Raw genomic sequence first — 22,596 nt, forward strand, 5'->3', positions numbered from 1 at the left:
CCGGTTGGTGAAGGTCAGACCTCCCGGCGCCGGTTCACCGGGGCGCGCGAGCCCCTTCTGCCTGGCCTGGATCCACAACTCGTAGGTCTGCCGGGATGTCTTCTCCGCGACCGGCAACGGGACGGCCAGGTGGCCGCTGCCTGCCTCGTCGAGGTGCTGCTGCGCGTTGGCCAGAACCTCTTCGGCCCTGGCGTGGTTGTCGTGTTTGCTCCGGGCCGGCGTGGGCTCGAAGATCCGGTTGGCGGTGTCCGGCCCGATGTCGGAGTGTTCGGCCAGCGCGCGCCGTAGCTCCGGGATGGCCTCGGTCAGGTCGATCGGTGTGGTCGGCAACTTCAGACCGGGCCGCCACAGGATGGTCCGGGCCGTCGCGGCCGGGGGTTCGTTCACCTCGGCCGCCTGAGGTGTCTCCGTACCGGGTTCCGGGAACGGCAACTCTTCCAACAGGAGCCGCTGCTGTTCCAGATCGGCGTTCTCGCGTACCGCGGCGAGCTGGTCGGCGGTCAGCCAGACCAGGACGTTCTCCTCGTGGAACTGGTGGGCCGCGCGGGTGGTCTCGTCCCTGGGCCGTGGTCCCGGCCCTTCGGAAAGCCGCGTCCAGGCAGGCGAGTGCCGGTTCAACGTACGCCTGCCAGCCTTGCCGTAGAACGAGCTTTCCACCACCTGCAAGGTCCGTTTGGTCACGCTCACCAGGTATTCCGGCTCTGCCCATGAGCCGCGCGTGGTGATGTTGGCGGGCTCGGCGCGCTGCCCCGCCGTACGCGATGTCTGCCAGGAAACCGGCTTGCCCTCGACGATGCCCGCACCACCGGGCCCGCTGTGGGGGCCGATGCTGACCAGCACGCCTTCGACCTTGAACGGGTCGAAACTCCACTGCCGTCCGTCTCTGGACTGGATGACCGTGGCACCGGTCACGGTGTGGGTGGTGTCGGTCCACCTGCGGTAACCCAGCTCCTGGGGGTCGAGCATCATGTTCGACTCGGCCAGGATGATGCGCTGGCCGGAACCGTGGGTGACCGGGGGCGGGGAGACGTCGAAGACGCTGAACTTGCCGAAGCCGTTCGCGGCACCGAGGCCCGCCTTGATCCTGGCGAGCTGGCTACCGTCCAGCGGCGACCGGGCGACCTTGCCGACCAGCTCCTGTCCCAGCGCCACCCGGCGGCCCGCCCCGTCCTCGCGCTCCGTCCGCACACCGTCGAGCCGGCGATCGCCGGTGCGCCGGAGCCGGTCCGTGGCCGGAGGTCCGTCGTGGTTGATCGCCACGTCGTCGAGCGGGCTCGGTTCGCTGACCCGCGGATCGCGCGGTCGGCTCAGTTCGGGTATCAGCGTGTCGACGTCCGAGACCAGGGTGTCGAAGTCCACTTCGATCGAGGACGCCTCCGGCGAGCCGTCGCCGAAGACCAGTTTTTCCGGTACGCCGGCCCTCCGCGAACGGAATTCCGTGACGACGTCCTTGTCTTCCCGCCAGAACACGCCGTCCAGCCCGTAGCGCGCTGTTCCGGTGTAACGGCGGTACGGCTCACTGCCGAGCGTGCCGTCCGGACCGGGATGTCCCACGACCTTCGTGGTTTCCGTTTCGACCGACCGGCCGATCCTGGTGGACCGGTCGGTGGTCATGGTGACGCCGGACTTCACGTCCAGAAGCTGCGTGATACCGAGAGCTCCGAAGTAGAAGCGGCCGATCAGGGCCCCGCCGAAGGACTTCTTCGCTCGCCGGGTGACATCCGTTGTGCCCTCGGTCGAGCGGACGGTCTCCGGGCCGCGCTGACCGTCGACCTGGTCGCCGCGCACGGCGGTCTCGATTTCCCTGGTGACCTCGATGAGCACGTGGTCGGTGTGCCCCGTGCCCTCGTGGGTGAACGCCAGGGTGGTCACCGGGCTCGCACCGAGCTGGTCGTCGCGCAGCTTCCTCCGCGCCTCGGTGGCCCGCTCGACCTGCTCCGCCAGCTCGCGGCTGAGCCTTCCAGTGACGACCGGGTCATCGGGATCGACGAGGAAATCGGTGTCACCCCACTTCCAGAGCCGCTTCTCGCCCTGCCCCGGGGTCTTCCGCAGCGTTTCGATGACCAGCTTCGCCAGTCGTTCACCCGCCCCGGTGTGTGCGAGCATCGCGCGGTGCAGCACCGCGGGCGGGGACGAGGGCTCCCGCTCTCCCTCCAGCGTCGGCCCATCGGGGCCGGCGACGATTCCGGTCGCCCGAGCCTCCTCGGCCGTGGTCACCCGGTAGGAGGTGAGTGCCCCGCGGAAAGTGATCGGCGGCCTGCCGACCACCCGAACCTCCACATCGGACTCGGCGAGCCAGATGACGCCGTTCTCCGTGGTGGTCTTGACGTCCTGGCCGGTGTTCCTCGCCTTCGACGTGTACTGGTGGGCATGCGCCCCCGAGCCCATTACCTGTCCCCCACCGGCCGGCTTGACCACTCCCAAATCGCCCAGTGCGCCGCCCGCGAGTTCGAGCATCTTCTCGTGGGTGGCGCTGGTGGTGTTCGCGACGCCGTCGCCTTCGCGCCGCGTGCGGGTGACCTTCAGCCCGTCGACGTCCTCCACATGCTGGTATCGGCGGGTGACCACCCGCATCTGCACCTGCGCCCGGATGGTCCGCCGTGCCTTCAGCCAGTTGGCCCCCTTGACGAGGGTGCCCACGTCCAGCCACCCGCTCGCCCCGTCCTCCTGCTGCGTCGGCGTGATCTCCATCGACTGCAGGTTCCGCGCCACCGTCGCGTCGCTGAGGAACTCGTGGATGGTCTTCCGCTCCTCCTCGCCGAGGCGGGGCAACACCTTCCGCAGGTAGGACTTGACCTTGTCGAAGGTCCCGGGTCGCTGAAGATCCTTGCCCTTGTGGGTCGCCGGCGCATGGGGGTCCAGGTGCACATCGATGACCCCGGCGCGCGGGAGTCGACGGCCGGTCGCCAGCCAGCCGCCGGCCTGCGGCGCGGGAACCGTCTCCGGCACGGCCATCGGCGCCCATATCGGGGAGCCCAGTGTCCGCTCTTGCGCGATCGCGACGCCGCGGTCGAACACGGACACCACCGTCCGGAAAGGAACCTCCGCGTTGTGCAACCGCCGGGGCACCTCGTACTCGATCGTGTGGCCGGCCTCGCGGGTCACCGTCTCGTCCCGCGTCGTGCTCGGACGAAGGAAGGTGGCGACGGCCTTGATCGCACCGAAGAAGCCGAGTCCCGGCGTCGGCATGACGGCGATCATCCGGTGCGCGCGGTCCTGATGGAGTGTCCGGTTCAGCTCGCCGGCCCTATCCGACGACTCGTGCCGCCCGGACACCTGTCCCGGCGAATCCGCACCCGGCTCGCGGGCCTGGCCGAAATCGAACTCCGTGCGAACCAGGACGTCGAGCTTCCGGCTGCCGGCGGTGATCTCGAACCACCTTCCGGTACCGCCTGCCAGCTCCTCCGGGCGCTCCGCCAGCTTGGTGTGGAGAGCGTCCATGCCGGTGACTTTCGACGCTTCCGGCAGCAGCCGCCGCAGGTCGCCGACCACCTGGCCGACGTCGCCGACCCGGCCGGCCATGGTCGCGCCACCGAGGGTCCGGGCCGGGGTGAAGTCCGGCCCGGCGTCGCGCCGCCGGTTCTCCGCTGCCGTGCCGGGATCGGCACCGTCATTGTCCGCCGTCTGTGCGGTCGTTGGTTGCTGCTCCGGCTCTGGTTCCGCCGCTGGTGGCGGACCGGACGACTCCCCAGGCTCCGGCCGCCGAACCGCCTCGCTCGACGGACCGGAAGGCGACTCACCGGGGAAGAGCTCCCGACGCGATCGCGGCGGCGCACCACCCGGCAGCCCGGCCCTGCCACCCGACAACACCAACCGGTCCACTGCCCCACCAGACGCGTCGGGCCGTTGCGACGGCCGCGCCCCCAGAAAATACCCACCGTCCGTATCACGCTGAAGCAACACCACAGTCGCAGCGTCCGGCCCTGCACCAAACTGGTCAGACTGATGCAGTCGCACCGCACCCGACTCATTCACCACCGCGACCCGAGTCCCGGTCATCTCCGCCACCGCGTCCACGACCAGATCCACCATCAGCCCGACAGGCGCACCCGGCTCACCCAGCCACTGCACTTCGCGGTGGTAGTCGAAAATCTCCCACCCATGCCTATCACGAAAACGAACAGCATTGAAATCTTCACTCAAATACCCGACCACATTACTGCGCAGATTCTCAGGAGAACCATAAACTGCTTCAGAATCCGGAATAACGGCAAGCAGAGCAACGAACAAACTATCACCGGAAGGCGCTACAGGAACGGGATCAAACCCCCACCCATCCAAAATGTCCCGCTGCCCCTCCGTCGGACCATGACCATCCATATCCAACCCGACGGAAGGACCCTCTTCCACACCACCATCGACAATTCCCTCGGCACGCGCTTTACCCTGCGCCACACCCAGGTAGAAGCCCTCCCCCGCCGCACCATGAACCAACACCACGGTCCCCGCGATACCCTCACCAAAATCCCGATACTCACCATTCTCTCCCCGCACCCGAACACCCACACCGAATCCATTGGCCAAAGCCGTCAACACCACCTCGTCCAGCCCCGCCAACGACCCACCCGACCGAACCGCAGCGACCGCACCCGAACTATTCGGCAAATCCGCATACCGACCCCAATTACCCGTAATCTCACCGGCCACCCGCGCACGCACACCATCGCCACCGGTAACATCCACCACCCCCCGCGCCCCCGACCCAAAAGCATCGAAAACACTACTCACACCAGCAATCGCCAGGTCGCCACCAACCTCCCGAAGATGGCCGGCCGCAGCGTCCAAACCCAGAACACTCCCCGCAGCCCGGAAATAACTGACAAGACCAGCCGAGGTCGGTTTTTTGCTCACCAGCAAAGCCTCGGCATAGTACTCCCGAACAAGAGGAATTGCCGACGACTTCGGCAGGCCCGGCAATTGTGGACCCGGGATACCCAGCTCACCCCTGACCTCGTTCACAACCGACCGTAAGACGTCGGTGTCGACACCCTCTTTTACGCCATCAACCGGCTCACCGAACAAAGCTACCCTAATCGACCTTATCGACGCCTCAGGGTTCTCCAGTAGATAGCGACTGACACGCACCTTTAGATCTTCACGACCGACACCCTTCCCACGAACCCGAGTCGGCTCACCGGCCTGATCCTTAGCCAATCGCAAATACCTGGCTATGGTGGCCCTGGGAAGATTATCGACCGAGATCTGATGCTGTCGCAGGTACTCTTTGTACTCTTTCCAGTCGGTGTCCCGACCACTCGCACGGTTCTCCGCAACAAGCTGCGTCCCGAGAGTCTCAACGTCCGGATCGATAGACTTGCGCCGAACCTGAACCGGCTCACCGGCCCGCAACTTGGACTCATGCCAGTAATTCTGCGCAGATCTGTCGGTGACAGCTTCAAACCCATTCGCTAACAGATAGTTCTTGTATTCTCTCCACGTAAGTTTTTGACGACCCCTCGCACGGTTCTCCTCAATGAACTGCACCCCGAGAGCCGCCGCACGCTCTTTCGTTTCTTTCCTTCCACCGCCACCCTCACCCGCCGCGGAACTCCCCACACCGGCATCAGCGCCCTGCAGCTGGTCCGCAGGCAGCCCCACCGGGAACACCGTGAGATCACCCACCGTCCGCCTGACCAGTTCCCGAGTCTCCAGCTCGGTCAACCCGCCGTCCTGCTCACCCAGCAAGGAGTCCAGCCACCGCGCCGCACTCTGGTCCGGCCGCGCCTTCACCGGCTCGGACGAAGCCGCCAAGCCCTTATCACCCAACCCCTTGTCACCGACCAAACCTGGCGGCAGGCCAAGCAGTTCGGCATAAGACGGCGGCGGAGGCTCGTAAGCCGGCGGCGGAGCATCCTCGTCCGCAAAACCCGCCAACCCGTTCTCGATGTCACTCCCGGGCACCAAGACGGGCTCTGCTGGACCGTCCGACTCCAGACCGGCCTTGGACACAACCGGTTCGCCCGGTCCCCGCTGCGGCGCGAGCGCGCCATCGACCGAACTCTCCCTTCCCGACGGGTGCGAGGTGGGCTGCCAGCCGTCTGGTTTGGCGGCAGATGACCGGCCCACGACGGGCTGCTCCACCCCCGATTTCTGCGGCGTCTGCGCGGAGCCCGGCGAAACGACGGGCGGAGCGTCGGTCTGGTCCGTGCCCGGACTGTCGTGGTGCTGAGCGGCCGCCGGATCCGGGGACGGCCCGTCGGCCTGCCGACCGGCAGGCTCCGGCGCTTCCTTCGGTGCGGCGTGCGACTCGCTGGCTGTCCGCCGCTGGTCGAGAGAGTGCTCCGGAGCATGATCGGTCAACCGCGATTCGACCGTCTGTTCCGGGCTCTTGCCCTGGTTCTGTTCGCCGCCTGGCGCCCTGGCCGCGGGGGCTTCGGGTGTCCCCTGCTGGCTCGGCGGTCGCTGAGTCGTGGAGACCGGGTGCGTCCCTGGCGACGCCCCACCGCCCGCTCCGCTCTCCTGGCTCGGTGAACCTTCTAGCTGTCCCGCGAAACCGCCGGGCTGCTCGGCCTCGGCAGCGGGCCCTCTTCCCGACACGGTCCGGTTCAGGTTCGAGTCGTCCGGCACGTACTCGTGTCCCGACGGCTGTTTCCCGCCGTCCGGCGCCACGTCCGCTCCGCCGGAGACCGCCTGTTCGCGCGGTCCGACTGGCCGGGACAGCGTCTCCTGGCCTGTCTCGTTCCCGTGAGCCGACCGCGCGGACGTGGCGTCGGAGGACTGGCCGACATCGCCGTTCGTGAACGTTCGCGGGCGCGGGTCCGCAGCCTGGCTGGACTGCTGCCCGTCGCGCTGTGCCGGGACGGACTGCTGCGAACCTCGCGGCTGCCCGGAACCGGCGCCGCCTGCCTGTGTGCCCTGACCGTTCGAGATCGGCACCTGCTGCGAGGAAGCACCGCTCTGTTCCTGAGTGAACAGGGTGCCGAACTGCTGGTTGTCCGCTCCGGTCACCGCCAGCTGCCGCACCGCACCGCCGCCGGGCGAACTGTTCGCCGAGGTGTCCACAGCAGTGTCGGATCGCGAGTGTCCACTGGACGACACCGACCGGTTGTCGGCATCACCTGCGCTCTCGGACCGGGTCCGCGCGTCGTCCGCGGTCAGGTCGCCGTCACGGCCTGCCCCGCCCTTTTCCGAGAAGTCCTGGCCGACCTCGGAATCGCTGTCGCCCTCCGGCGCCGGTTTGGAGTCATACCCCCCGCCCTCGGACGGCGGAGCGTCGGTCTCCGTCCGCATCGTGAGCCCGTGCGTGTCCGCGAGGCCGGGAAGGTGCTCCAGGAGGTGCTTGGCGATCTTCTTGCCGTGGTTGCCGGCGTGGTCCAGCGGGCCGAACTCGCCGAGCATGCCCTCCCACCACTTGCCGTCCTCGTCGCCGGTGGCGAGGAAGACCAGCGGGTTGGTCAGCACGATCGCCAGTGCCTGGCCGAGTGCGTGCGCGACGTTGCCGATCGCGCGGTAGTTCTTCGGGACTTTGGGAAACTGCTTCGACAGCGTCCGCCCGATACCGCTGACGACGCCGGCTCCCGCGCCGCCGATGGCACCGCCGACTCCCATTTTCCAGACCGATTCGCTGTCGAACTTCTCCCGCAGCCCGCCGGGCGCCAGCTGTATGCCCTGGATCGTCGCGTCCAGTCCGGCCATGAACGCCGCGCCACCGACACCGAACTTGACCGTGTTCAAGAGGATGTGGGGAGCCTTCTTGAACAGCTCCCGGAGGCCTGCGAGCGCGGCGGGGCCCGCCTTCGCGAGTGCCTGCTGCAGCAACCGCAAAAGCACGCCCTTGAGAATCGCCTTGCCGACCTCCCGGAAAGCTGTGACGACAAGGCCTGCCAAGAAGGGCATGACCGAATACAGGAGAGCAATGAACGAGATCAGCGCGATGACGGCGAAGGCCACCAACATGATCATGGATTTTTCGACGTCGGCGGCGGTCTGTCCGACCATCGACTTCAACTCGGCGCCGACCTCGGCAAGCCCCTCGGCCTGCGGGATGAGTTCGTCGTCGATATACCGCAGCAAGTGACCGGACGACTCTCCGTCCATGCCGGCGTCGAACTTTTCCCTGGCTTTTCGAAGTTGCGGAAGCAGCTCCTCGACCGCGGCGCCGTAATCGCGCCAGAAATCTCGGAGAAGTATCATTCCCTGAAGGTTGGCTTCCGGCCAGCGCAGGCCGACGACCACTGAGAAGAAGTTCTGGAGATCCTGTGGAAGCTCGGTCGGTTTGAAGACTCCCGACGCGCCGGACTCTTCTCCAGGTCCGTTGTACTCGGTGCCGCCCGTGCCTTTGCCGACACCGCTCATTTCAAGCCCCGCGAACCAGGGGCCTGCAGGCTACCGCGCGTGGTAGCGGCAAGGCTCGTCGTCATCATGCACCGAACTCTCGGATCAGTCCTTTTTGGTTTCAAACTTGATCGATTTGTCCATTCGTCGCACCGCCTCCTCGTCCAGCCCGACGAACTGTTCACTGAGTTTCATGATGTTCTCGCCCATCGCGTCGGCGTTGGCGGCCGCCGCAGCCGAACCCATTTCTCCCACGTCGGCGTATTTCAGGTAGTTCTTGACGAAAGCCTTACCGATATCGTCGTCACCCCAGCAACCGCGTGTCATGTCCAGCCCTCCGATCAGCCACTTCGAGAGGTCGTCCAGCCGCCCTCCGACTGCGCGCAACTCCTTGGCGGCCGCGGAAACCTCATCCTCGTCGAGGAAGAACTGTTCAGCCATCGCGGGAGTCCTTCCGCGTGTCGTCGGAGAACCAGTTCCGCATGTTCTCCGGCGACAGGTTGTCCATTCCGTCGAGCATCGGCCCGAGAATCTTGTCCAGCACGTCGGCGGGATCGGCGGTGCCGTTGATCAGCCCGTCGAGATCGAGTCCGGGTACCGCTGGAGCGTGCGCGGTGAGTTTGGCCGTGCTCTCGGCCCGGCCCTTGCGCACCATGTCCACGATCACGCTGGCCAGCTGGGCGGGCGCCATGGAGCGGTATTTCGACCCGGTGAAGGTGATGCCGGTGAGCTCGCCACGGCCGTCGAAGGTCATCGACATCGACCTGTCCTCGGCGGTGACCGTGGTGGTCTCCTCCCGCCACACGCGGCTGGTCTCTTTCGCGGTTTCCCGCTGCCGCTCGAGCGCGGCGAGCGCCTCGTCCTTCATCCGCCGCATCTCGTTGAGATCCGAACTGTCCGGCCAGGTCATCGGCCTTCTCCTTTCTCGTCCAGCAGCTTCGACAGATCGCCGAGGTAGCGCTGCGTGTCGTCGCGCGGGTCGTCGTCGGCCGGGGCGGGCCCGGGCCTGCCCAGCACCCCGTCCGGCTCGGCGCCGCCTCGCCACAGGTCCCGGTGCTCGGCCAGCTCGGTCACCGACCGGTATCCGCCCTGGCTCTGCGGCGCCCCGGCTCCCGCGGCCATGGGCCCCATGCCGTAGCCGGGCTGACCGGCACCACCCGTGCCGGTCGACGACCGGACCTGTTTGCTCTCCAGCGGGACCCCGCCCGACGCGGCGCTACCCGGCCCGCCCGGCACCGACGCCAGCTCGGAAGGCAACTGGCGCACCGGAAGAGTCGTCGAACGGCTACCCGGCTCCGTCCCCGAGGTCGATCCCGACGCGGACGACGAGACCGTCTGCGGATTCGTGCCCTGCCTGTTCTTGGCCGACTCGCCGGCACCGGCCGACGCGTTCACCTCGCCCCCCGCGGTACGAATCCGCTTCGAGGACCGGGTGGATTCCCGGGGGGAGCCTTCCTTGCCCGGACCGGTCACCGAAAGACCGGTGACCGCTCCCGTCTCCGACGACACGTCGCCTGGCGAGCCCTCGTGACCAGAACCGAATTCCTCGGGCCGGCCCGGGCGCGGGTCCGTCGGGTAGCCGCCGGACTTGCCCAGCGGGAGATAGCCGGGTACTCCCGGATCGGGGAAGAGACCATACGGGTCGGAGGCGGAAACGCCGAAGGATTCCGGGGAGCCCGTGGAGGCCGGGGAACTCGTGCCGGGCCGGTACGCATCGCCGGTCGTGCTCCTGCCCACCACCGAGCCGAACGGCATGGCCGACCCGGCGGCCGGGAAGGTCTCGCCGGTCGGTGTGGTGACGTTCCGGACGACGATGCCGGTCGCACCGCCGCCGCCGCCGGTGGCCGAGCCACGCCCGTAGCCGCCCAACAGGGTGTAGACCACGCCACCCGCTCCACCGCCGGAACCACCGTGAGCCGCGGGGTTCTCCTGCGACGTGATCGACCCGGCAGGTGGCGGATCGACACCCACCGACGAACCGCCACTCGCCGAACCGCCGCCCCCACCGGGCACGGCCGTCCCGCCCTCGCCGGACTGCCCGGCAAGGGCTCTGCCGGTGTCGAGGTAGACCTTCTCCAGGTCGTTGAGGATGCGCCACGCCTCCGGCCGGACGGCCTGCTCGCCCGCCGCATCGGGCTGTTCGGCGCGCGCCCGGAGCAGAACACGCATCCGTGCCTGACTGTCCAGCACCGCGTCACCCGCCCTGCGCAACAAGGCGCCATGGCCGGGGTCGCGCAGGACGTGCAGTTGCTCGGCCGTGATCGCTTCGACGCGGCGGCTCGGGTCGTCGAAGGCGTCGGCGGACAACCCCGCCCACCGCTCCAGCGCGGCGCGGTGGGCAGCGCGGAACCCGTCACGCACTCGCGAGAGTTGGTCGCGGGCACGGTCGAACGCGGCCGCCCATGCGTAGAGACCGTTGGCGTCGATACCGTTGACCAGCAAGGCGATCTGATCGACGGTCGGCCCGTCGGCCGGCGGCGCCTGCGACTCGGGTGCGGTCACTGTTCGGTCCCGCCCTTACCTATCACCGGCGTGGGCTTGTCCGCGGTGTCCTCCCATACGGTCGGATCGGCCTGCACCCAGATCTGTGACTCTCTGCCCTGGTTCTGCGCGCCACCGCCGCCTCCCATTCCGCCACCCATACCGCCCATCGGCATGCCCATCGGGGGTGCGCCCGAGGAAGACCCTGGGAAGGTGGACGTGACCTGTTGCCCGCCCTGCTGGCCGGTCATCGCGCCGAGCGACTGCTTGGCCGCCACATCGAACCGGGTGGCATCGCTGCCCCGGCCGTATCCGTTGCCACCGCCCTGGTTGCCACCGCCCTGGTTGCCACCGCCCTGGTTGCCGCTGCTTTGGTTGCCACTGCCCTGATTGCCGTTGTACTGCGAGTTGTGCTGGCCCTTGCCGCGCAGGTAGTCGTCCAGATCGGACGTTCCGTTGCCGTTCGATCCAGTCGACTTGTAGTGGTCGCCACCACCACCCCCGCTGCTGCCGCCACCGCCGGAAGTACGGAGGTTGAGATCCTCCGGTCCGATGTGGCCGATCGACTTGCGCACGGCTTCCTTGGCGTCTTCGAACGCCTGCTGCCGGGCCGGGTCGTCGGTGTCCTTGCCGAGGTCGTCGATCGCCGACAAGGCCTCTTTTTCGACCGCGCCCAGCGTCTTCATCTGGTTGGTGGACAGCGGTTCGTGCTCGCCCAGCCCGGTTACGGCCTTCTTCGCTTCCTCGATTTCGTGGCGCACGGCCGGGTCGTCGATCGACTTGCCCACCTTGTCCAGCGCGGCCGACAGATCCTCCTTGGCCTGTGCCAGTTCCTCCGGAGTCTTCGCTTCGCGCAGATCGTCGAGCGCATCCCTGGCGTGCTCGACGGCTCCCTGCTGCTCCGGGTTCAGCTTGCGCTCGGCAGCGTCGTCCAACGCGTCCGTGGCCTCGTCGGCGGCCCGGTCCACGGTGCGTGGATCGGGCATGGAGTGACCGTCACCGGAACCGCCCCGATCCTTACCGAGCGCCTCGTCGAACTGGTCCTTGATGGCGTCCTTGGCGTCGTCGATCGCCTTGTTCAGACCCGGATCATCGTTGCGGAGCTTGTCCAGCGCGTCCAGCGCGTCCTGCTTCGCCTTGGCCAGGTCCTTCGGGTCGTCGTCAGGCGACATCCCGCCGATGTCTTTCTTCGCCTGCTCGAGAGCTTTCTGCTGCTCCGGCGTCAGGTCGTTCTTGCCGAGCTCCTTCAGCACATCCTGCGCGCCGCCCTTGGCCTTTTCCAGCGCCTTCGGATCGACCTCGGCGTCGCCCGGCTTGTCCTTCTTGTCGTCGCCGAACCGTTTCTCGATCGCGTCCTTGGCGTCGTCGATGGCCTTGTCCTGCGCGGGATCACCGTTGCGCAGCTTGTCCAGCGCGTCCAGCGCCTCCTGTTTGGCCTTCTCCTGCGCTGCTTTCTCTTGCGCGGCCTTCTCCTGAGCCGCTTTCTCCTGAGCCGCTTTCTCCTGAGCCGCTTTCTCCTGAGCGGCCTTCTCCTGTGCGGCGCCCGAACCGCTGCCGCCACCCTTGGAGTTCGGGCCGCCCGACTGGGTCTGCTTCTTGTCCTGGAAGTTCCCCGCACCGCCACCGCTCGGCCCAGTACCGCCGGTTTCGCCACCGGTCCCGCCGTTACCCTCGCCCAGCTTCCTCAGTACTTCATCCGCTTCCTGCTTGGCCTGTTCCTGCGCGGCCTTCTCTTGCGCGGCCTTCTCCTGGGCTGCCTTCTCCTGCGCAGCCTGTCCTGCGGCGGCCTTCTCCTGCGCGGCCTGTCCCTGCGCGGCCTGTCCCTGCGCGGCCTTCTCCTGGGCCGCCTTCTCCTGGGCCGCCTTCTCCTGGGCTGCCTTCTCCTGCGCGCCACCCGAGCCACTACCGCCACCCTGGGAGTTCGGACCGTCCGACTGGGTCTGCTTCTTGGCCTGGGAACTACCCGCACCGCCACCGCTCGACTCGGTACCACCGGTTCCGACGTCACCCTCGCGCAGCTTCCTCAGCGCTTCATCCGCTTCCTCCTGCGCGGCCTTCTCCTGCTCCGCATCAGTGTCGTTTCCACCGCCCCCCGCGTTGCCGCTACCGCCCTTGCTGTTGCTGCCACCCTTGTTGTTGCTGTCACTGCCCTTGTTGTTGCTGCCGCCGCCCTTGCTGCTGTCACTGCCCTTGCTGCTGCCACTGCCCTTGTTGCTGCCGCTACCCGAGCCCCCACCGCTACCGCCGCCTGAGCCAGCGGCACCGGTGACCGGTTCGAACGGAACCAACTCCTGCCCTCGGGTGCTGTACTTACCCGAAAGTTCACTAAGAAGCTTCAGCAGCCCTAAAATCATGGTCTTTTGAGCAGTGCGCAGCTCCGCTGGCGAACGCGATTCATTGATGCTCCTCTTTCCTTCTTTGTACGTGTCCCACCAGCCTTCGGCGAAGACCTTGATGTCATGCCCGACATCACCAACCTCGTACGAATAGGGCATACGCCCTCCGTTGAGAACCGAAAGCACACTCCGACTTTCCCGGAAGATCCTCCCGGCATAATTCTCGAAGGCAGTGCCGGATTCGCCTGCGAAACGCGCATCCTCGACAGCCCTTTTGATCTCCTTGTGAAAGCCCTCGTTAACGCTTTCGAGCACGTCGATCGCGGAGCCGAAAGCTTGCCCCAGCTCATGCCAACGATCCGCGACGGGATGGTTTCCTATGCCGGCCTCGCCACCGCCCGGCAGATTGATCAACTCGGCGACCGCGTCCCTCAGTTCGCCAAATCCATCGTAGTGGCCGCCCGACGCAGGCGGGCTCTCATTGAAGGAGCTCGGCTTACCGGCACCCTTGTCAGCCATCAGATTCCTCCAACCATTCGCACCGATCGATGGTGACTAACTTGCTGAATTCGAAGTCAAAGTGGGTGTTCGCCGCGCACAAGACTCAGGCTCGCGGATTCTCCGCCAGGTGACGACCTGCTTCCGCCGTACGACCAGATAGTCCGGCACAGTGACGCTACTGCAGCGTCTTCTGACCTTTGGACAAATCGCTACTTTTGTCGTCTTTGTCGTCCTTCTTGTCGTCCTTCTCGTCGTCGCTGTCGTTCTTCTTATCGTCGCTGCCCTCCTTGTCGTCTTTGTCGTCCTTCTTATCGCCCTTGTCGTCGCCGTCCTCCTTCTTGTCGTCGCCGTCCTCCTTCTTGTCGCCCTTGTCGTCCTTCTTGTCGTCCTCGTCCTTGTCGTCCTTGTCGTCCTTGTCGTCGCTGCCGCTGTCGCCACTGTCGGCGTCGACAGCTTTCGAGATCTTCCCCGGCATGTCGGAAATGATCTCCGTGATCTCCTTCTCGATCTCTTTGGCGTTCTCCAGATCCTGATCTTCGATCAGATCGGCAACCTCCAACAGATTCCTCGAAATCAGCTCGTAGATCTGCTTGAGGTTCTCCCCGTGCGTCACCACACTGTCGGCCTGTCGCTGCACCACGTTCTCGAGCCACGTCGCCATCTTGAAATTGCCCGCATCCGTCTTCAGGCCCTTCAAGTTCTGAAACGCGGACATGTCGTCGAGCAATGCGCCGATCTTCTTGGCCACATTTCTGAGAATGACAGGATCGGCCTCGGTCGCCTTCGCCACTCCACTCTTCCTTTCCGTTCCATTCGCTGCATTTGCCGGAGTGCGGATTCCAGCCGGGTCAGACCGGCGAGAAGCATCCCACTCGGGTTGTCTCGATGCCGGAATCAACTCTGTGTCTTCGTGGTCCCGGCCGAGGCGGAATGGCCGACGTCGCGGATGTGGCGTCGGTACAGGAGGTCGTGAGTGATTCAGATCGTCAGAACGACCCGAATCACTCACGACCCCGCGGCCGACGCCCCTGTCGCCACGACCTGCCACCGTCCGTAATCGAGAAACCTGCCTGACGCCGCATCGACCGTCGTCACCGACAAGGACCACAGGCCGAGAATTCGATCAACTCCACTCGGGTGGTATCGCGCCTGTAGCCGACCTGGACACACCCGGACCCTGCCTAACCTCGGCAATTCCTGGGAAAGACCGATCAGGCGCCGAAACCCTTCGCGCCGTTGCGGTCGTTGTCCTGCATCCTTTCCGAGGCTTCCCGGACTTGCTGCTCTTTCAAGGCGAGGAACTCACGTGCGTCGTGCAGCTTCTGCTTCAGCTGGTCTACCTCCATGCGGTAGCCAGTGGCCGTCTCGCCTTCCCAGCCTTCCTGCATCAGCTTGTCCGCCTGCGAAATCAGGAGGTCGGCCTTGGAGCTGATCTCGTTGGTGGTGCGGCGCATTTCGCTCGCACAATCTTCGATGGCATCGTACTTGTAGTGGATCGAATCAAGGCTTGGCATGCCTTTTACACTCCTGTCCTCAGTTGATGTGGGTAAACGCCCTGGGCGGATGCGGCCCCTTCACGGCGTCGAAATTCGCGGCACGGCGGGCTTCTACAGGGGGTAGCCTTCGGTTCGGCCGACGCTGGCGTTCTCCTCGTCCAACGCCACCTGGCCGGACGCGGCCTTCTGCATGAGATTGCTCATGTCGTTCAGGTCCTGGACGACACCGGTGCCGACCTTGTCCTTGAAGAAGTTCGCGGCCTCGGCGAGAGCGACGGTCATGTTGGATTTGCTCTCCCCCGAAAGCTGTTCCGCCCGCTGGCAGATCATCTGGACCTGATTCTTCACGGAATCGGCCAGGTCGGCATGGGCGTTTGCCGTGCTTTTGACTTCAGTTTCGTTAACACCCGTAGTCACGGGAACCTCCGTAGTCACAATCGATTTGTCGGGGGCGCCACCGGTTCACGAACTGACGCCGTGTGTAATCACAGTAGGACCGAATACCGAAGGCCCGGACTGTCTGCCGTGCATTCGGGTGAAGATGGGGAAGTCCCCTCGGCAACAGAATCGGCGCGTTCACGGCCCCGCCACGCCGCCGCTCAAGTGCAGCGCGTCCTGGGCGCGCAGCACCGGCCCGGCGGGCAACAGGTCGATCAGCTGCGGCGCGACGTGCACCACGTCGGTTTCGCTGTAGCCCAACGCTTTCAGCTCGCCGGGGCCGGCGAGCGGGAAGCGGGTGCCGGTCGCGGTCACCAGGTGCACCGGACCGGCGCTCCCCTGCGCCGTGGCCGCCCCGGCCACCAGCGCGCCCCCGCCGAGCGGAATGGTCACCTGGTCGACGGTCGTACCGCCGACGTGCTCGGTCACCGGGGCCGCGCCGGCGTTCACCACCGCTCGCGGCAGGAACTGGAAGGCGACCCGCCCTGCCTCCTCCGAGCCGCTGTCGTACCGGCCGCACAGGGCCGAGTCCGGCGGCGGGACGATGGCCTTCGGCGGTGACGGCGGCAACGTGCCCACCAGGTCCGGCCCCGACGACGACTCGGGCACCTCCGCCAGCGCACCGGGACCGGCCTCGATCAGGGTGGGCCACCCGGAGTACGCCTGGCGGGCCGCGGGCGCCGCGAGCAGCAGCGCCGCCGCCGTCCGGCTCAGCGGCGCCTTGCCGTCGGCGCGCACCAGGTACAGCTGGGTCGTCCCGGTCGCCGGATTGCGTATTTCGAAGACCTGGCCGACCCGGGTCGGTTTGCCGTCCACCTGCGGGCCGGGCTGCCCCGCGCCGGGAGTGTCCGGCACGGCGACGTCCGGCCCGGACGGGATCGGGTTGAGCCAGGCCAGTGTCACCGGCGTCGGCACGACGGCGCCGTAGCCGAGGGTCTCCAGGACGACAGGGGCGGTGACCCGGTGCCGCCGCCCCTGCCACAGCAGGTACGTCACGCCGTCGGGGGCGGCCACCAGCGCCGCCTGCTCCGGCCCGGCCGGTGGCGTGGGGTCGGCCCGCAGCAGCAAAGCCGCCTTCAGGCCGCTGCCTTCCACGGCAGGCAGCGCACACACCGTCCACGCGCCCTTGTGCGGTTCGACGGGCAGCTCGTCGGGAGCTCCCGGAATACCGATCGGCAGCCCTACCTCCGCGCCTCGCAACGAGTTCGCCGACACCGCGACCGGCGGCCCCGCGCTCCCGGCGACCAGCCGGGCCGAGGCGAGGTTGTGCACCGGGTGCAGTTTGCCGTCCAGGTAGACGTACTTGGCGCCGCTGTCCTCGTTCAGCACGACAGCGCCCTGCGCGCGCCACGACGTGTTCCCGCCGGGCTTGAGCAGGCCGATGATGCCGAAAATCGCCATCACGACCACGGAAAGCACGACCCCGAGCAAGGTGCCGAGCCGGAAGCGCTTGTTCGGCAGCTCCAGCGCGTTCGGCCTGCCGTGGGTGACCGCCGCCGACAACCGGCCCAGCACGAAGAAATAGGCATGGGCCTGGTCCCGCCGCGACTCCATCAGCCCGCCAGCCCGCGCACGATGACGAACACGTCCAGCACCTGCAACAGCAGCGGCACCACCGCGATCGCGACGAGCAGCTCCACGATCTCCACCGCGCGTCCCCAAGGCGGCACGAGCCTGCGCCCCGGTAGCCGCTGCCCGGCCAGCACCAGCAACGCGGCCACGGCCAGCACCGGCAGGAACACCGCGAGCACCAGGCCCAGCGGATCCCGCTCACCGCCGATGTGCAGCACGTTCAGCAGCACGCACAACGCCGCAGGAGCGAGCAGCGACCAGCGCTGCGCCACCCCGTTCGGATGCCGTGCCCGCAGGCACAGCAGGAACGCCACCACCAGCGACAGCACCATCTGCCAGCCGGAACCGGACAGCGCCAGCATCGGCAGCAGCAGACTCAGCGCCAGCCCCAGACCCACGTGCAACGCGACGGAGTAGGCGGTGGTCGCGGCGCCGCGGTCGATCACCAGGGCACTCGGCACCGGCTCGATGTCCTCACCGAGCTGTTCCGGCGCACCCGGCAGCATCGGCAGGGTCAGCCCGGACAGCCGGAACGCGGTGGTCGCCACGAACATCCCGGCGAGGAGGATCACCGCCACCCCGATCGCCGCCGCCTGGTGCGGCGACAACCCCGACACCGAGCCGATCAGGCCCGGTATCGCGATGGCGATGGCCAGCGTCAACGCCCCGGCGAACACGGTCGCGGCGTCCGCGACCGCCACCAGCCCGGCGGTCAGCGCGAGGATCGCCGACCCCGCGGCGGCGGTCAGCGACACCGGGAACGGGGCCGCCGGGGCCAGCGCGGCCACCAGCGACCACCCGGTCAGCGCGGCGTAACCGACACCGCAGCCGGCCAGGATCGTGGCGACCGGCGGGTTCTCCGCGCCGCGCGCGACCAGCGCGCCGCCGGCCAGCAGGCCGAGAGCGGTCGTGCCGGCGAGTGCGGCGGTCAGCACGGCCGAGCCGATCCCGGCGAGCAGCACCGGCCCGGCCAGCCAGGTCAGCACCGCGCCGATCCGCAGCATCCACCGGGTGTGCCCGGCCGCCCACGTGCCGGGGTGCGCCCGTACCTGCTCGCCGACGCCCTCCACCAGGTCGTCGTAAGCGATCGCGGGCAGCTGGTCGGCTCGCGGGCGCAGGTAGACGGTCTCGCCGTCGAGCAGGTTCAGCTCGGCCAGCGTGCGATCCTCGTCCAGCGGCGGCTCGCCGAGACGCTGGGCGACATAGCCCTCGTGATCGGCGGCCTCCTCGACGCGCTCGGCCCCGAATCGGGGCAGGATCGCGGGCAGCAGATCGGCCAGTGGAACCTCGGTGGGCAGCGCGACTTCCGTCGTCTGGTCCCGGAGCACGAACCGTAGCCTTCCGGCACTGGTTGTGCGATGCTGCGTCTGCTGCTCTTCCATAACGGGTACGGGGTCCTTCCTGCCAGGGCTAGTGACCATGACCCGGCCCGCACGGTACTTCCGGAAACCGGCCTCGCCAGGCCTTCCGGCGTCCGAGGGCCGGAAAAGAGGAACTACCCCCACCAAGGAGTGGCAGCGTGAGCACAGTGCTGTTCGCCCGGCGGTCGCGGCGGCCCAAGCCGGCCGCGCCGACCGACGAGATCAAGATCCAGGAGCCGCCCCCCATCCCGGAACAGGCCGACGGCGGGATGAGTTCGGTGCTGATGTACGCGCCGATGGCGCTCGGCTCCCTCGGCATGATGATGATGATCCTGCGGCCGGGCGGAGGTGTGTTCGCGCTCGTCGGCGGGGCCATCATGGGCGCCTCGGTCGTCGCGATGCTCGTCGTCGGGCTGCTGCGCAACGCGGTGCAGCACAAGCGTCAGCTCAACGGGCACCGCCGGGACTACATCCGCTATCTCGCCCAGCTCCGCGGACGGGTGCGCTCGTCACTGGACGCGCAGCGGACGGCGGCACGCTGGGTGCATCCCGATCCCGGCGCGCTGTGGTCGGTCGCCCTCGGCTACCGGCTGTGGGAGCGGCGCCTCGCCCACGACGACTTCGGCGAGGTGCGGATCGGCCTCGGCAAACAGCAGTCCGCACTCACCCTGACCCCGCCGGACACCAAGCCCGTCGAGGACCTGGAGCCGCTGGCCGCGCACGCGCTGCGCCGGTTCCTGCGGGCCTACACCACCCTGCCGGACGCGCCGATCGCGGTGTACCTGCGCGGGTTCGCGCAAGTACAGCTGCGCGGCGACGACGAAGCGGTGCTCGGCCTCACCCGCGCCATGCTCGCCCAGCTGGCCACCGCGCACGCCCCCGGCGACGTGCGGATCGCGGTCTGCGCCGCCGATGAACGCCTGTCCCGCTGGGACTGGCTGAAATGGCTGCCGCACAACCAGGACCCCGACCACCACGACGCCGCGGGCCCACGCAGGCTGATCACCACCGAACTCGGCGAGCTGGAGGACCTGATCGGCGGGCCCGAGTTCGCCGGTCGCCCCAGTTTCGAGGCGAACACCCCGGTCACCACGTCCGAACCACTGATGGTGATCGTGCTGGACGGAGTGAACGTGCCCGACGAGCACCGGGCGGCCGACGAGGGCTACCGCAACGCGGTGGTCCTGGACGTCTCCGGCGCGCTCAGCTGGCAATCACGGCCGAGTGCCCTGTTCCTGGATACCGACGGTGAGCAGCTGTCCACGGTGAACTTCGACCGGCTCGGCAAGGCCGTGACCAGTCCGCTGTGCGTCCCGGACAGGATGAGCCAGACCGCCGCCGCCGCGCTGGCCAGGTGCATGGCCCGGCACCGGATCGGCGAAGCCGCCCAGGACGACGAGCCGCTGGCCGGCGACTACGACCTGGCCTCGCTGCTCGGAATCGGCGACATCCGGACCTTCGACCTGGCCAAGTACCGGCGGGAGCGAAAGACCGGCAGGCGGCGGTTGCGCGTGCCCATCGGTATCGCCGCCAACGGCACCGCGCTGGAACTGGACATCAAGGAAGCCGCCGAGGACGGCATGGGCCCGCACGGGCTGTGCATCGGCGCCACCGGGTCGGGCAAGAGCGAACTGCTGCGCACCCTGGTGCTCGCCCTGGCGACGACGCACTCGCCGGAGGAGCTGAACTTCGTGCTGGTCGACTTCAAGGGCGGGGCGGCGTTCCTCGGCTTCGACCAGCTGCCGCACACCTCCGCGGTGATCACCAACCTGGTGGACGAGCTGGAACTGGTCGACCGGATGCAGGACGCGCTGACCGGCGAGCTCAACCGGCGACAGGAACATCTGCGGGCGGCGGGCAACTACTCGTCCCGGCGGGAGTACGAACAGGCCCGCGCGCAGGGTGCGCGGCTGGAGCCGATGCCCGCGCTGTTCATCGTGGTCGACGAGTTCAGCGAGATGCTCTCCAGCAAGCCCACGTTCATCGACGTGTTCGCCATGATCGGCCGCCTCGGCCGCAGCCTCGGCGTGCACCTGCTGCTGGCCTCGCAGCGGCTGGACGAGGGCCGGATCAGCAAGATCGAAACCCATCTCTCCTACAAGATCAGCCTGCGCACCTTTTCGGCGATGGAGTCGCGCAGCGTCATCGGCGTCCCGGACGCCTATGAGCTGCCGAACAGTCCCGGCAATGGCTATCTGCGGCCGGACACCCAAACCCTGTTGCGGTTCAAGGGCGCCTACGCCTCCGCGCCCTACCGGCCGCGGCGGCGGACCGGCAAGCTGGCCTCGGTCGAACAGCACATCGTCGACTTCGGCACCGACTACGTCGAGCCCCCGGCGACCCCCGAGCCGGAACCGGAAGCCGAGTCCGCCGAGGAGGCCGCCACGCAGACGATGATCGACGTGCTCATCGAACGGATGCGGGGCGTAGGGCCGCAGGCCCATCAGGTGTGGCTGCCACCGCTGCGGCAGGCCGCCACGCTGGACCAGCTGCTGCCGCCACTGGTGGACCACCCGGACCTCGGGCCGCGTCCGGTCGGCGACCTGCACACGGCGAACCTGGCCGTCCCGGTGGGACTGATCGATCTGCCCGCTCAGCAGCGCCGGGAACTGCTCGTCGCGGACCTGGCCGGGAACAGGGGCAACATCGCGATCGTCGGCGGCCCGCAGGCGGGGAAGAGCACCCTGCTGCGCACCATCGTCAGCGCGCTCGCGCTCACCCACACCGCGGCCGAGGTGCAGGTCTACTGCCTGGACTTCGGCGGCACACTCAGCGTGCTCGCCGGCCTGCCGCACGTCGGCAGCGTGGCCAACCGGCTGGACCGCGACCGGGTGACCAGGACCGTGCGGGAGATCATCAACCTGATGTCCCGGCGCGAGGCGCTGTTCGCCGAGCACAACATCGACTCGATGGCGTCTTACCGCAGGGCCAGGGCACAGGGCAGGTTCGCCGACAAGGACCCCTACGGCGACGTGTTCCTGGTCGTCGACGGCTGGTACACCATCCGGCAGGACTTCGACGACGTGGAGGACCAGTTCACCGAGCTGGCCGCGCGCGGCCTGAGCTTCGGCATCCACCTGGTGGTGGCCGCGAACCGGTGGTCGGAGATGCGGCCGTGGCTGCGTGACGTCCTCGGCACCCGGTTCGAGCTGCGGCTCGGCGATCCGGTGGACTCCGAGGTGATCAGCAAACTCGCCGCCACCGTGCCGGAGGTCCCCGGCCGGGGGATCACCATGGACGGGTTCCACTTCCTCACCGCGCTGCCCCGGATCGACGGCGCGTCCAGCACCGACGACCTGGCCGACGCGACGATCGAGCTCGCCGAGGCGCTGGCGACGCCAGCAGCTCCCAGCGCGCCGAAGGTGCGGCTGCTACCGGTCTCGGTGTCCGCCGCCGAGCTGCCGGGGCCGAAGGCGCCCGGCCCCGCCGCCGAGATGCGGGTGTGCCTCGGTATCGAGGACGGCAAGCTGGAACCGCTGTGGCACGACTTCGACGCCAGCCCGCATCTGCTGGTCTACGGCGACACCGAGTCCGGCAAGACCAACCTGCTGCGGCACATCGCACGGGCCGTGGCCGCGCACCACCACCCGAGCGAGGGCAGGGTGCTGTTCGGCGACTTCCGGCGCGAGCTGCGCGACGCGATCCCGGAGGAAAGCCAGATCAGCTACACGGTGGGCGCGGACGCCCTCACCGAGTTCCTCACCGGAGCCGCGATCACGTTGCGGGAACGGCTCCCGGGACCGGACATCAGTCCCGGCAGGCTGCCCCAGCGCGACTGGTGGACCGGCGGCAGGCTGTACGTCATCGTGGACGACTTCGAACTGGTCGAAGGCATGGGCAGCGGCCCGCTCGAGCCGCTGCTGCCGCTGCTGCCACAGGCCGCCGACATCGGGCTGCACGTGATCATCGCCCGCTCCACCTCGGGCGCGAGCCGGTCCATGATGAACCCGGCCGTCCGGCGCATGTGGGAACTCGGCACCCCCGGCCTGCTGCTGTCCTGCCCGAGGGACGAGGGCTCGTTCCTCGGCAACGTGCGCCCACGGACCCTGCCTGCCGGACGCGCGCAGTACATCAACCGCAGGCGCACCGTCCAGCTCGTGCAAACCCCCCGGGTCACGGACTGACCGAGCGGGGCCG

At 67.9% G+C, this 22,596-nt stretch carries 11 protein-coding genes (1 of these 11 cut by a window edge); 1 reads left to right on the top strand and 10 read right to left on the bottom strand.

Features of this window, described 5'->3' with window-relative positions; genetic code table 11:
• From BKN51_RS20855 to eccD, 10 genes are all read right to left on the bottom strand, one after another.
• A protein-coding gene (locus BKN51_RS20855) for an EndoU domain-containing protein (protein ID WP_146044360.1) crosses the window boundary here: on the bottom strand, positions 1 to 8,295 show its start. Its footprint begins 19,896 nt before the window's first position; the window shows 8,295 of its 28,191 coding nt (coding positions 1-8,295); it begins with the start codon at positions 8,293 to 8,295; the stop codon falls past the left edge of the window.
• Positions 8,296 to 8,379: 84 nt separating this feature from the next.
• On the bottom strand, positions 8,380 to 8,715 hold the full coding sequence (locus BKN51_RS20870) for a hypothetical protein (protein WP_101609235.1): 336 nt from the start codon (positions 8,713 to 8,715) through the stop codon (positions 8,380 to 8,382).
• Entirely contained in the window at positions 8,708 to 9,184 is a 477-nt protein-coding gene (locus BKN51_RS20875; protein WP_174720434.1) for a YbaB/EbfC family DNA-binding protein, read from the bottom strand. Before BKN51_RS20875 ends, BKN51_RS20870 begins: the two co-directional genes overlap by 8 nt.
• Positions 9,181 to 10,776 (bottom strand): hypothetical protein, encoded by a 1,596-nt coding sequence (locus BKN51_RS20880; protein ID WP_101609236.1) that lies wholly within the window; start codon positions 10,774 to 10,776, stop codon positions 9,181 to 9,183. The genes BKN51_RS20875 and BKN51_RS20880 overlap by 4 nt, the downstream gene beginning before the upstream one ends.
• A complete protein-coding gene (locus BKN51_RS20885; protein WP_146044361.1) occupies positions 10,773 to 13,610 on the bottom strand; it encodes a hypothetical protein in 2,838 nt (945 codons plus the stop codon). The genes BKN51_RS20880 and BKN51_RS20885 overlap by 4 nt, the downstream gene beginning before the upstream one ends.
• Before the next feature lie 157 nt (positions 13,611 to 13,767).
• Positions 13,768 to 14,382 carry a hypothetical protein gene (locus BKN51_RS20890; RefSeq protein WP_101609238.1) on the bottom strand — a complete coding sequence of 205 codons (615 nt, stop codon included), beginning with the start codon at positions 14,380 to 14,382 and terminating at the stop codon, positions 13,768 to 13,770.
• 421 nt (positions 14,383 to 14,803) lie between these two features.
• Positions 14,804 to 15,106: a WXG100 family type VII secretion target gene (locus BKN51_RS20895; RefSeq protein WP_101609239.1), complete on the bottom strand. Its 303-nt coding sequence runs from the start codon at positions 15,104 to 15,106 to the stop codon at positions 14,804 to 14,806.
• A 93-nt stretch (positions 15,107 to 15,199) separates the two neighbouring features.
• Positions 15,200 to 15,436, bottom strand: a complete 237-nt coding sequence (locus tag BKN51_RS20900) for a hypothetical protein (protein WP_102906614.1) — start codon at positions 15,434 to 15,436, stop codon at positions 15,200 to 15,202.
• A 228-nt stretch (positions 15,437 to 15,664) separates the two neighbouring features.
• Positions 15,665 to 17,080 carry a type VII secretion protein EccB gene (gene eccB / locus BKN51_RS20905; RefSeq protein WP_101609241.1) on the bottom strand — a complete coding sequence of 472 codons (1,416 nt, stop codon included), beginning with the start codon at positions 17,078 to 17,080 and terminating at the stop codon, positions 15,665 to 15,667.
• Positions 17,080 to 18,426, bottom strand: a complete 1,347-nt coding sequence (gene eccD / locus BKN51_RS20910) for a type VII secretion integral membrane protein EccD (RefSeq protein ID WP_233223588.1) — start codon at positions 18,424 to 18,426, stop codon at positions 17,080 to 17,082. The genes eccB and eccD overlap by 1 nt, the downstream gene beginning before the upstream one ends.
• 191 nt (positions 18,427 to 18,617) lie before the next feature.
• On the opposite strand from eccD, the gene eccCa reads away from it, so the two are divergent.
• Positions 18,618 to 22,583: a type VII secretion protein EccCa gene (gene eccCa / locus BKN51_RS20915; RefSeq protein WP_101609243.1), complete on the top strand. Its 3,966-nt coding sequence runs from the start codon at positions 18,618 to 18,620 to the stop codon at positions 22,581 to 22,583.
• Positions 22,584 to 22,596: the final 13 nt, after the last annotated feature.

Origin of the sequence: Amycolatopsis sp. BJA-103, assembly GCF_002849735.1 — a bacterium.
Lineage (GTDB): Bacteria > Actinomycetota > Actinomycetes > Mycobacteriales > Pseudonocardiaceae > Amycolatopsis.